Origin of the sequence: Pseudomonas sp. GM24 (assembly GCF_000282235.1) — a bacterium.
Lineage (GTDB): Bacteria > Pseudomonadota > Gammaproteobacteria > Pseudomonadales > Pseudomonadaceae > Aquipseudomonas.
In genome coordinates, this window is record NZ_AKJR01000111.1 from 1 (window position 1) to 11065 (window position 11065).

Here is an 11065-nt window from a genome sequence, read left to right on the forward strand (position 1 = left end):
CGATCTTTTGATCTGGTTTTTTAAGATCAAGATCAAAAGATCGCAGCCTTCGGCAGCTCCTACAGTGGTCAGTTGTTCAGGTGGTAAATCGCATTGGCCAGAGCAATGTCTTCCAGGCCCAAGCCGATTGAGCGGAAAAACACGTGGCGGTCGTAATCCGGGCGCTGCACTTTTTCGCTGAGCAGATCGGCGAGGTCGCCGACAATCGAATCCTTGCTCCAGCCATGCTGTTCACTGGCAATCAACATCTCGCCCGCCGAACCCGGCGTGGTCAGACGATAGTCGCAGAACACCTGCATGTCGTTGAGGCTCTGCGGTGGAACTTCGTGGGCGCGTGGGGCGTTGGTGCTGATCGAAGTGATCAGGGTCGGCTTGCTCAATGCGGCAGGATCGATCACCGGTCCGGCGGACGAGGTGCAGAGCATGATCACATCGGCCTCGGCAAGGGCGGCTTCGCGGTTGTCGGCAATGTTCAGATCGGCAACGATGGCTTTCAACCGTGCCTGAGTATCAGCGTCTTCGAGCAGGGACGGTGAATGCACGCTGATGCTCTGCCAGTCACGCAGCGATTTCACATAGTGCAGATGCGCCTGCGCAACCTTGCCACTGCCGATGATTGCCAGTCGTGTGGCATTCAGCGGTGCGAGGGCGTCGACTGCCACTGCGGTAGTCGCTGCAGTGCGCGCGGTGGTCAGTTCACCGGCATCACACAACAGCAACGGCTGCCCGGTTTTCATCGACATCAACAATGTCCACGCGGTTACCAGCGCACCCTGCTCGCGAACGATGTACGGCGAGGTCTTCACGCCGTAAACCCCGTCCTCGGCCAACACGCCCAGATAGTTGATGAAGTCGCCGGCACCCTGCGGGAACTCCACCAGTTGCTGCGCTGGTTGCACGGCGTGTCCGGCAGCGAGATCGCGGAATAGCTTGCGCAGGATCTGCGGCACATCAATGCGCGCCAGCAGCTCGCGGGCCTGATGTTGGTCGATCACGTAGGGCGTACTGGACATATCAGGCTCCGGAGTCTGGGTATAAACTAATTTGTCTATTATGGACTTTTAGTTATCTCTCGCAAGCGCCTGATGAAATGCCGGACGAAAAAAAAGCGCAGTCCGTGGCCGGCTGCGCTTTTCCTTCAAGTGTCGCTTACTGCGGACGCTTGCGCTCGACCGCGCGCAACAGATGCGTCGGTGGCGTTTCGCAACTGATCTTGCGACCGAGCTTCTCTTCGATGGACGGCAACTGATAGGAGTCGTCTTCACCGGCGAAGCTGATCGACACGCCATCGGCGCCAGCACGACCGGTCCGGCCAATGCGGTGCACGTAGTCGTCCGGGACTTCCGGCAGGGTGAAGTTGATCACGTGGCTGATGCCGTCGATGTGAATGCCGCGACCGGCCACATCGGTGGCGACGAGCACGCGAATCTTGCCTTCGCGGAAACCTTCGAGGGTCTTGATGCGTTTGTGTTGCGGCACATCGCCGGACAACTGCGCAGCATTCACACCGTCGCGCACCAGACGCTCTTCGATACGGCGCACTTCGTCCTTGCGGTTGGCGAAGACCATCACCCGCTCCCAGCCATTATCGTTGACCAGGTTGTAGAGCAATTTGTACTTGTCGGCACCGGCCACGGCGTAGATGTGTTGCTCGACGTTTTCGCTGGCGACGTTGGTGACTTCGATTTCGACGATGGACGGATCGGTCGTCCATTGCTTGGCCAGGTTCATCACGTCTTCGGTGAAGGTCGCGGAGAACAGCAGGGTCTGGCGCTCGGACTTCGGCGGGGTCTGGCGAATGATCTGGCGTACTTGCGGGATGAAACCCATGTCGAGCATGCGGTCGGCTTCGTCCAGCACCATCACTTCGACCATGTCCAGGTGCACGTCGCCGCGCTGGTTGAAGTCGAGCAGGCGGCCTGGGGTCGCCACGAGAATGTCGCAGTGACGCGCTTCGAGGTGCTTGAGCTGTTTGTCGAAGTCCATGCCGCCAACGAACGTCATGACGTTGAGACCGGTGTACTTGGTCAGGTCAGCGGCATCCTTGGCGATCTGCACCACCAGCTCACGGGTCGGCGCGATGATCAGCGCACGGGGTTCGCCCATGTAGCGTTCTTTCGGCGGCGGCGTTTGCAGCAGTTGGGTGATGATCGAGATCAGGAACGCGGCGGTCTTGCCGGTACCGGTCTGCGCGCGACCAATGGCGTCTTTGCCGGCGAGGGTGAAACCCAGCACCTGCGCCTGGATCGGCGTGCAGTACGGGAAGCCCAGATCCTGAATGGCATGCATCAGTTCTGGTGAAAGATTGAAATCGTGGAAGCGGGTTTTGCCTTCCTGTGGCTCGACAACGAAATCTTCGAGTTTCCACGGAATGACCGGGGCCTTGGGCTTTGGTTCGCGACGCGCTCTGGCCGGTTTCGGCTCTTCACTGCGCGCAGGCTCGGCGGCGATTGGCGCGGCCGGAGCGGGTTTCGGGTCTTGCTTCGGTGCTGCTACGGCAGCGGGGCGGTCGGCCTGGGGCGCATCGTTGCGATGACCGGGGGCGTGCGACGGCGCACTGGGAACTGGCGCGAGCTGCTCAGCCTCGCTTTTACCGAACATTTTCTTGAGTGCTTCGAGCACGGTCATCTCATCAATTGGTTAAGGAATGTACGCCGGCCAGTGTAATGCAAGAAACGGGCGCGGCGTAGTAGGAGGGATCAAAGGGTGATTTTAATCTCGACGCTTAGCGCAGGCGCTCACTCAACCAGACACCAATGTCGCGAATTTCCTCGGGTAACACTTCGTGCTCCATTGGGTATTCCTGCCATGTCACGGTGACACCATGCTTCACCAAATGCTCGTAGGCGCTGCGTCCCATCGAGTTCTGTACCACGCCGTCGAACTGACCGTGCAGGCATATCGCGGGAATCCGCTGCTGACTGGCTGAAAGCTGCATGTCATCGCTGAACGTCGGTGCATAGGTCGACAGAGCAAGTACGCCACCGAGTGCGCCTTGCCATTTCACAAAAGCGGTGTGCAAAACGACAGCGCCGCCCTGGGAAAAACCGGCAAGGAAAATCCGCGAGGCGTCTATTCCGCTGGCGCGCTGGTTTTCGATCAATTCTATGATGCGATCCGCCGACGCTTCCAGCTCATCACGGTCGATCGCTCGCGCCGGGCTCATGGCTTTAATGTCGTACCAGCTGGGCATGGCATATCCGCCATTTATGGTCACTGGACGCGTCGGCGCCTGCGGTAGCACGAAGCGTGTGCTCAGCAGGCTTTCCTGCAACGCTTCCGCTACCGGCAAGAAGTCGTAGCGGTCGGCGCCGAGGCCGTGCAGCCAGATCACGCAGGCGTCTGCGGGCTTAACAGGCTGAAGAATCAAGGGCTCGGTCATGTCTGCTCCAAATATGTGCGGGCGCTCTCAATAAGTGCGTGATTCGAGTGCGCGCCCGGTTGATCCGTTAAGAAGATGTCGCAAGGTTACAAGTTTTGCTATTGACCTGTCGCCGAATCGATTCCGCGACAGGTGTGGTACGGGCTTTGCTATGGAAGGTTCTGTACGAAGCATCCTACGCGTGGCGGTAACACTATCAGTGTACGACCCGCGACGGGATGGCAAAGAATCCGGTGATGGATGTTCGCCAATGGCCGCTACGGGCGCAGCGAACGTGAAAGGGCTACAGCCCGTTCGGCCGATTGGTGAGAAGTGAGTTGTCCATGATGTGGATTTTCTCCTACTAGACTCATAGCGAAGGTCTTACGTCGGTTGACCCCAAAAAAAGCCAACACGGGTCAACAACGCCTCAAAAGGGTGCGACTGGACTCAAGCTCCGACACAACAAGAGCAAAACTGGAGGTTTGAATGAAGATGTTGAAATCCACCCTGGCCATCGTGACTGCAGCAACAGTACTCGGTGTCAGCGGGTTCGCTCAGGCGGGTGCAACCCTGGATGCAGTGCAGAAGAAAGGTTTCGTGCAGTGTGGCGTGAGCGACGGTCTGCCGGGCTTCTCGGTACCGGACGCGACCGGCAAGATCCTCGGGATCGACGCTGACGTCTGCCGCGCTGTGGCCGCTGCCGTATTCGGCGACGCGACCAAGGTCAAGTTCAGTCAGTTGAACGCCAAAGAGCGCTTCACCGCGCTGCAATCGGGCGAGATCGACATCCTGTCGCGCAACACCACCATGACCAGTTCGCGTGACGCGGGCATGGGCCTGAAATTCCCGGGCTTCATTACCTACTACGACGGCATCGGCTTCCTGGTGAATAACAAACTGGGCGTGAAGAGTGCCAAAGAACTGGACGGTGCAACCATCTGCATCCAGGCCGGCACCACCACCGAGCTGAACGTTTCCGACTACTTCCGTGGCAACGGTCTGAAATACACCCCGATCACTTTCGACACCTCCGATGAAAGCGCCAAATCGCTGGAATCCGGTCGTTGCGACGTGCTGACCTCCGACAAGTCCCAACTGTTCGCCCAGCGCTCCAAGCTGGCATCGCCGAAGGACTACGTGGTTCTGCCGGAAACCATTTCCAAAGAACCACTGGGCCCGGTCGTACGTAATGGCGACGACGAGTGGCTGGCCATCGTCCGTTGGGTTGGCTACGCGCTGCTCAACACCGAAGAAGCCGGCATCACTTCGAAGAACGTCGAAGCTGAAGCCAAATCGACCAAGAACCCGGACGTCGCCCGTATGCTCGGCGCTGACGGCGAATACGGCAAAGACCTGAAACTGCCGAAAGACTGGGTTGTGCAGATCGTCAAACAAGTCGGCAACTACGGCGAGATCTTCGAGAAAAACCTCGGCAAGAGCACTCCGCTGGAAATCGACCGCGGCTTGAACGCCCTGTGGAACAACGGCGGCATTCAGTACGCACCACCAGTGCGCTAATGGTTCTATCACCCGGCGGGCCAACCGCCGGGTGATGTTCTTGTTCCATTTTTTCCGGGGCACTTCATGCAAAATTCAATCGGCGCACCAAAGCAGAGGCTCAGCCTCAGCGATCCACGAGTGCGTGCGTGGCTATTCCAGATCATCACCGTTGTGGCGGTGGTCTCGCTGGGCTGGTACTTGTTCGACAACACGCAAACCAACCTTCAGCACCGGGGCATTACCTCCGGTTTCGGCTTTCTGGAGCGCAGTGCCGGATTCGGCATCGCTCAACACCTGATCGACTACACCGAAGCGGACAGCTATGCCCGCGTCTTTGTCATCGGTCTTCTCAATACCCTGTTGGTGACCGTGATCGGCGTGGTTCTGGCGACGATCCTCGGGTTCATCATCGGTGTGGCGCGGCTGTCGCAGAACTGGATCATCAGCAAACTGGCGACCGTGTATGTGGAAGTGTTCCGCAACATTCCGCCGCTGCTGCAAATCCTGTTCTGGTACTTCGCGGTGTTCCTGACCATGCCGGGGCCGCGCAACAGCCATAACTTCGGCGACACCTTCTTCGTCAGCAGCCGTGGCCTGAACATGCCGGCCGCACTGGCGGCTGATGGTTTCTGGGCGTTCGTTATCAGCATTGTGGTGGCCATTGTCGGCATCGTGCTGATGACCCGCTGGGCCAACAAACGCTTTGAAGAAACCGGCGTGCCGTTTCACAAGTTCTGGGTCGGTCTGGCGATTCTGCTGGTGATCCCGACCTTGTGCGCACTGATCTTCGGCGCTCCGCTGCATTGGGAAATGCCCGAGCTTAAAGGCTTCAACTTTGTTGGCGGCTGGGTGCTGATCCCGGAACTGCTCGCGTTGACCCTGGCCTTGACCGTGTACACCGCGGCGTTCATCGCCGAGATCGTGCGTTCCGGGATCAAGTCGGTCAGCCACGGCCAGACCGAAGCCGCGCGTTCCCTCGGCCTGCGCAACGGCCCGACCCTGCGCAAAGTGATCATTCCGCAAGCTCTGCGCGTGATCATTCCGCCGCTGACCAGCCAATACCTCAACCTGGCGAAGAACTCCTCGCTGGCAGCCGGTATCGGTTACCCGGAAATGGTGTCGCTGTTCGCCGGCACGGTGCTTAACCAGACCGGTCAGGCGATCGAGGTGATTGCCATCACCATGAGCGTGTACCTAGCGATCAGTATCAGCATTTCCCTGCTGATGAACTGGTACAACAAGCGCATTGCGCTGATCGAGCGGTAAGGAAAAGCGCATGAGTACTCATACTTTCAAACCCGACATGCCCCCACCGAACAGCAGCATCGGCGTGGTGGCGTGGATGCGCGCGAACATGTTCTCCAGCTGGCTCAACACCCTGCTGACGCTGTTTGCGTTCTACCTGATTTATCTCGTGGTGCCGCCGATCCTCAGTTGGGCGATTGTCGATGCCAACTGGGTTGGCACCACCCGCGCCGACTGCACCAAGGAGGGCGCCTGCTGGGTGTTCATTCAGCAGCGTTTCGGCCAGTTCATGTACGGCTACTACCCGACGGAACTGCGCTGGCGTGTCGACCTGACCGTGTGGCTGGCGGTGATCGGCGCGGCGCCATTGTTCATCTCGCGCGTACCGCGTAAAGCGATCTACGGGCTGAGCTTTCTGGTGCTGTACCCGATCATTGCCTTCACCCTGCTGCACGGTGGTTTCGGTCTGACCCCGGTGGCAACCAGCCAGTGGGGCGGCCTGATGCTGACCCTGGTCATCGCCACTGTCGGTATCGCCGGTGCGTTGCCGCTGGGGATTGTGCTGGCGCTCGGGCGACGTTCGAACATGCCGGCGATTCGTGTGGTCTGCGTGACCTTTATCGAATTCTGGCGCGGCGTGCCGTTGATCACGGTGCTGTTCATGTCGTCGGTGATGCTGCCGCTGTTCCTGCCTGAAGGCATGAACTTCGACAAGCTGCTGCGGGCACTGATCGGCGTGATCCTGTTCCAGTCGGCCTATGTCGCCGAAGTGGTGCGCGGTGGTCTGCAAGCGATCCCCAAAGGTCAGTACGAAGCGGCTGCAGCGATGGGCCTCGGATACTGGCGTTCGATGGGCCTGGTGATTTTGCCGCAAGCCCTGAAGCTGGTGATTCCCGGCATCGTCAACACCTTCATTGCGCTGTTCAAGGACACTAGCCTTGTGATCATCATCGGCCTCTTTGACCTGCTCAACAGCGTCAAACAAGCCGCTGCCGATCCGAAATGGCTGGGCATGGCCACCGAAGGCTACGTGTTCGCCGCCCTGGTGTTCTGGATTTTCTGTTTTGGTATGTCGCGCTATTCCATGCATCTGGAACGCAAGCTCGACACTGGCCACAAGCGTTAGGAGTTCTGTAAATGAGTGAAGCAATCAAAAAGCCTGCAGGTTCTGAAGGCATTATTCAGATGCAGGGCGTCAACAAGTGGTACGGCCAGTTCCACGTGCTGAAAGACATCAACCTCAACGTTAAACAGGGCGAGCGTATCGTCCTGTGCGGGCCGTCGGGTTCCGGCAAATCGACAACGATTCGCTGCCTCAATCGTCTGGAAGAACACCAGCAGGGCCGCATCGTCGTCGACGGCGTGGAACTGACCAACGACCTCAAGCAGATCGAAGCGATCCGCCGCGAAGTCGGCATGGTGTTCCAGCATTTCAACCTGTTCCCGCACCTGACCATTCTGCAGAACTGCACCCTGGCGCCAATGTGGGTACGCAAGATGCCCAAGCGCAAGGCCGAGGAAATCGCCATGCATTACCTGGAACGCGTACGCATTCCGGAGCAGGCGCACAAGTTTCCGGGGCAACTGTCCGGTGGTCAGCAACAGCGTGTGGCGATCGCCCGCGCCCTGTGCATGAAACCGAAAATCATGCTGTTCGATGAACCGACTTCAGCGCTCGATCCGGAGATGGTGAAGGAAGTACTCGACACCATGATCGGTCTGGCTGAAGACGGCATGACCATGCTTTGCGTGACTCACGAAATGGGCTTTGCGCGGACTGTGGCCAATCGCGTGATCTTCATGGATAAAGGTGAAATCGTTGAGCAGGCGGCGCCGAATGACTTCTTCGATAACCCGCAGAACGAGCGGACGAAGCTGTTCTTGAGTCAGATTTTGCATTGATGGTTTGTGTGTAAAAACAACCCGGCCTTGTGCCGGGTTTGTTTTTTGGAGTCAGGAAACGGTGAGGGTTTCGTGTTCCTTGTGCACGGTGTACTTGAACGCACCTCTCAAGTCAGCCCCTTCGGCCAAGACTTTCGCATCGGCAAGCAAGTGCGGGTAACGATCCAGCAGCCGCATCAAAAGCATCAACGCCTTCGGCGGCAGCAATTCGCCTCGTTCGTACCTGGAAAATGCGTTGTGGCCTCCACCTGACAGCAGTTGCACCGTCTCTTTTTGCGTCAGGTGCAATTTGCGCCGGATGCGCTTCATCTCGGAACCGATCATTTGTCTTGCAGCGATAACCAGCTCATCGCCTGCTTCCGTGTAACGATCAGCGCTATCGGTGCCGTCATCCCACTCGATTTCCCCGCACTGCCGGCATTCCCAGCCAGCGAGATCATCTACGCGGCGCTCCATGCCTTTGACACTCAGGGTCTCACCGCGACCCTCGAAATGCCTCATTCCCTCACGGGCACCACAGCTGAAACATTGCCGGGTTTTCATGGGTTTTTCTCCTTGAAGGAGATTACCGGTGCGCCGCCGGCAGGGCGGTATGTCACCTTGATGTAAATCTCCAGGCCTTTTGAGTTGATGTGATACACGTCCTGCCAGACTCGATGATCGTCATAGGTGGTCATCGATTTGTACAACATCCTGTTCTGCAACTCGAAAACGATCTCCTGCATTTCTGCGAAGCTAAAACCGAGATCGAGACCGGTTTTGTCCGCGGTCTTGGTGAAAGCTTGTCTGCCAAGTCGTCTGACTTCCGCCTTGATCACCGCCAAGTCGTAATGGGGTGTGTTCTTTTCCATAAGAAACCAAAACCCTGTCCCTGAAATTACCCTTAAAGGGTAATTTTGACCAATCGAAAATACCGCTTCATATGTCTCCGATTGACCCTAGGTGGTTGCCGTCCTACACGGGTCTGACTAACATGTCAGAAAATTCATCCTATGATTGGATGAAAGGGCGAATCCTATGTCAGACATTTCTCCACTCATTAAACGATCCCTGGTCGATCAGGCCTTGGATCAACTTCGTCAGCGCATCAACGGCGGTGCCTGGCAGGTCGGCGAGCGTTTGCCGACCGAACCCGAGCTGTGCGCCGAACTGGGCATCAGCCGCAACACCGTGCGCGAAGCCATGCGCGTATTGGCGTTTTCCGGGCTGATCGAGATTCGCCAGGGCGATGGCAGTTACTTGCGCGCAGTGGTCGATCCGATGGATACCTTGAAAGCGCTGTCGCAATGCTCGCTGGAACAGGCGCGGGAAACCCGCCACATCCTCGAAGTCGAGGCCATCGGCTTGGCGGCGTTGCGCCGCACCGACGAAGACCTCGTCGCATTGCGTGAGGCGCTCGGCACCAGCGGCAGCCACTACCACGGCGATCTCGACACCTATATCGCCTGCGATCTGGTGTTCCACCGCCGTCTGGTCGACGCCGCGCACAACCCGACCCTCAGCGAGCTGTATCGCTACTTTTCCAGCATCGTCGGCGCGCAATTGCGCCAGACCCTGAACATCGTCCCGCGCCGTCAGGAAGTGTTCGACCTGCACATCGCGTTGCTCGATGCGGTCGAGCAACGCGACCCGGAACGGGCCAAAGCTTTGTCGAGGCAGTTGATCAATGAACCTTGAAACCGAGAAATCCATGTCCCGCACCGAGATATCCACAGCCCCGAAGCGCACGGCAGAACTTGAAGAACTGCTGATCGACGCCGAGGCTGACGACGAGCAAGTCCAACAGAGCCATCCGCTGGTGCGCCGGCCGTGGTTGTTGCTGCTCGGCTTGATTCTGGTGGCGCTGAACTTGCGTCCGGCGCTGTCGAGCATGGCGCCGCTGCTCAGCGATGTGTCGAAAAGTCTTGGCTTGTCGGCGGCTCAGGCCGGTCTGCTGACTACGCTGCCGGTGTTGTGCCTCGGTTTGTTTGCGCCACTGGCACCGATTCTGGCGCGACGTTTTGGTGCTGAGCGGGTGGTGCTGGGGATTTTGCTGACACTGGCCGGCGGGATCATTTTGCGCAGCAACTTCGGTGAGATCGGCCTGTTCGCCGGCAGCGTATTGGGCGGTGCGAGCATTGGCATCATCGGTGTTCTGCTGCCGGGCATCGTCAAGCGCGACTTCGCCAAACATGCCGGCACCATGACCGGCGTCTACACCATGGCGCTGTGCCTGGGCGCGGCGATGGCGGCCGGTTCCAGCGTGCCGCTCAGTGAGCATTTCGGTGGTAGCTGGGCGATGGGCCTGGGTTTCTGGGTGATTCCGGCGTTGGTTGCAGCGGTGTTCTGGTTGCCGCAAGTCGGGCAGAAACATGGCGCGCACAATGTTGCATACCGCGTACGCGGTCTGCTGCGTGATCCGCTGGCTTGGCAAGTGACCTTGTACATGGGCCTGCAATCATCGCTGGCCTACATCGTCTTCGGCTGGTTACCGTCGATCCTGATTGGTCGTGGACTGACGCCAACCCAGGCCGGTCTGGTGTTGTCCGGTTCGGTGATCATTCAACTGGCCAGTTCACTGGCTGCGCCGTGGCTGGCCACTCGCGGCAAGGATCAGCGTCTGGCGATTGTGGTGGTGATGGCGCTGACCCTCGGCGGTCTGTTCGGTTGTCTGTATGCGCCGATCGAAGGGCTGTGGGGTTGGGCGATTCTGTTGGGGCTGGGGCAGGGCGGTACGTTCAGTCTGGCGCTGACCTTGATCGTGTTGCGCTCGCGGGATTCACATGTCGCGGCGAACCTGTCGAGCATGTCTCAGGGTTTTGGTTACACGCTGGCGTCGATGGGGCCGTTCGCGGTCGGCGTGGTGCATGACTGGACCGGCGGCTGGAATGCCGTCGGCTGGATCTTTGGCATCATCGGTACAGGTGCGATCATCGCCGGGCTTGGCGCCGGGCGTGCGCTGTACGTGCAAGTGCAAAGCGAGAAGATCTGACGCGGTTCAAACTGTAGGAGTGAGCCTGCTCGCGATAGCTTTATACCAGTCAACGTTGCGCTGACTGACACTCCGCTATCGCG

Annotated in this window: 11 protein-coding genes; 6 read left to right on the forward strand and 5 right to left on the reverse strand. The window is 58.6% G+C overall.

Annotated elements, in window-relative coordinates; all coding sequences use genetic code 11:
* Positions 1–68 precede the first annotated feature (68 nt).
* The 3 genes from PMI23_RS14445 to PMI23_RS14455 all read right to left on the reverse strand — a co-directional run bounded on the left by PMI23_RS14445 (position 69) and on the right by PMI23_RS14455 (position 3382).
* On the reverse strand, positions 69–1013 hold the full coding sequence (locus PMI23_RS14445; RefSeq protein ID WP_007914321.1) for an ornithine cyclodeaminase family protein: 945 nt from the start codon (positions 1011–1013) through the stop codon (positions 69–71).
* 136 nt (positions 1014–1149) lie between these two features.
* Positions 1150–2628: an ATP-dependent RNA helicase RhlB gene (gene rhlB, locus PMI23_RS14450; protein WP_007914326.1), complete on the reverse strand. Its 1479-nt coding sequence runs from the start codon at positions 2626–2628 to the stop codon at positions 1150–1152.
* 97 nt (positions 2629–2725) lie between these two features.
* Entirely contained in the window at positions 2726–3382 is a 657-nt protein-coding gene (locus PMI23_RS14455; RefSeq protein WP_007914327.1) for an alpha/beta hydrolase, read from the reverse strand.
* Positions 3383–3850: 468 nt separating this feature from the next.
* On the opposite strand from PMI23_RS14455, the gene PMI23_RS14460 reads away from it, so the two are divergent.
* From PMI23_RS14460 to PMI23_RS14475, 4 genes are all read left to right on the forward strand, one after another.
* Entirely contained in the window at positions 3851–4882 is a 1032-nt protein-coding gene (locus PMI23_RS14460; protein WP_007914328.1) for an amino acid ABC transporter substrate-binding protein, read from the forward strand.
* Positions 4883–4948: 66 nt separating this feature from the next.
* On the forward strand, positions 4949–6130 hold the full coding sequence (locus tag PMI23_RS14465; RefSeq protein ID WP_007914329.1) for an amino acid ABC transporter permease: 1182 nt from the start codon (positions 4949–4951) through the stop codon (positions 6128–6130).
* A gap of 10 nt (positions 6131–6140) precedes the next feature.
* Positions 6141–7235, forward strand: coding sequence for an amino acid ABC transporter permease (locus PMI23_RS14470; RefSeq protein WP_007949911.1), 1095 nt, complete (start codon positions 6141–6143; stop codon positions 7233–7235).
* A gap of 11 nt (positions 7236–7246) precedes the next feature.
* Positions 7247–8011 (forward strand): amino acid ABC transporter ATP-binding protein, encoded by a 765-nt coding sequence (locus PMI23_RS14475; protein WP_007914351.1) that lies wholly within the window; start codon positions 7247–7249, stop codon positions 8009–8011.
* Positions 8012–8062: 51 nt separating this feature from the next.
* Here PMI23_RS14475 and PMI23_RS14480 read toward each other — a convergent pair whose 3' ends face one another.
* Together PMI23_RS14480 and PMI23_RS14485 are read right to left on the reverse strand one after the other, a co-directional pair.
* Positions 8063–8554, reverse strand: a complete 492-nt coding sequence (locus PMI23_RS14480) for a type II TA system antitoxin MqsA family protein (protein ID WP_007914353.1) — start codon at positions 8552–8554, stop codon at positions 8063–8065.
* The gene (locus PMI23_RS14485) at positions 8551–8862 is read right to left on the reverse strand and encodes a type II toxin-antitoxin system MqsR family toxin (RefSeq protein WP_007914355.1); all 312 of its coding nucleotides are present in this window, start codon (positions 8860–8862) and stop codon (positions 8551–8553) included. Before PMI23_RS14485 ends, PMI23_RS14480 begins: the two co-directional genes overlap by 4 nt.
* Positions 8863–9028: 166 nt before the next feature.
* Between PMI23_RS14485 and PMI23_RS14490 the strand changes: the two genes are divergently transcribed.
* A complete protein-coding gene (locus PMI23_RS14490; RefSeq protein WP_007949914.1) occupies positions 9029–9688 on the forward strand; it encodes a FadR/GntR family transcriptional regulator in 660 nt (219 codons plus the stop codon).
* Positions 9678–10982 carry a CynX/NimT family MFS transporter gene (locus PMI23_RS14495; protein WP_007909060.1) on the forward strand — a complete coding sequence of 435 codons (1305 nt, stop codon included), beginning with the start codon at positions 9678–9680 and terminating at the stop codon, positions 10980–10982. Before PMI23_RS14490 ends, PMI23_RS14495 begins: the two co-directional genes overlap by 11 nt.
* Positions 10983–11065 lie beyond the last annotated feature (83 nt).

Bases quoted from the DNA above. Each gene is read 5' to 3' on its own strand.
- PMI23_RS14445 (WP_007914321.1), bottom strand. From the start codon at position 1,013: ATGTCCAGTACGCCCTACGTGATCGACCAACATCAGGCCCGCGAGCTG.
- rhlB (WP_007914326.1), bottom strand. From the start codon at position 2,628: ATGACCGTGCTCGAAGCACTCAAGAAAATGTTCGGTAAAAGCGAGGCT.
- PMI23_RS14455 (WP_007914327.1), bottom strand. From the start codon at position 3,382: ATGACCGAGCCCTTGATTCTTCAGCCTGTTAAGCCCGCAGACGCCTGC.
- PMI23_RS14460 (WP_007914328.1), top strand. From the start codon at position 3,851: ATGAAGATGTTGAAATCCACCCTGGCCATCGTGACTGCAGCAACAGTA.
- PMI23_RS14465 (WP_007914329.1), top strand. From the start codon at position 4,949: ATGCAAAATTCAATCGGCGCACCAAAGCAGAGGCTCAGCCTCAGCGAT.
- PMI23_RS14470 (WP_007949911.1), top strand. From the start codon at position 6,141: ATGAGTACTCATACTTTCAAACCCGACATGCCCCCACCGAACAGCAGC.
- PMI23_RS14475 (WP_007914351.1), top strand. From the start codon at position 7,247: ATGAGTGAAGCAATCAAAAAGCCTGCAGGTTCTGAAGGCATTATTCAG.
- PMI23_RS14480 (WP_007914353.1), bottom strand. From the start codon at position 8,554: ATGAAAACCCGGCAATGTTTCAGCTGTGGTGCCCGTGAGGGAATGAGG.
- PMI23_RS14485 (WP_007914355.1), bottom strand. From the start codon at position 8,862: ATGGAAAAGAACACACCCCATTACGACTTGGCGGTGATCAAGGCGGAA.
- PMI23_RS14490 (WP_007949914.1), top strand. From the start codon at position 9,029: ATGTCAGACATTTCTCCACTCATTAAACGATCCCTGGTCGATCAGGCC.
- PMI23_RS14495 (WP_007909060.1), top strand. From the start codon at position 9,678: ATGAACCTTGAAACCGAGAAATCCATGTCCCGCACCGAGATATCCACA.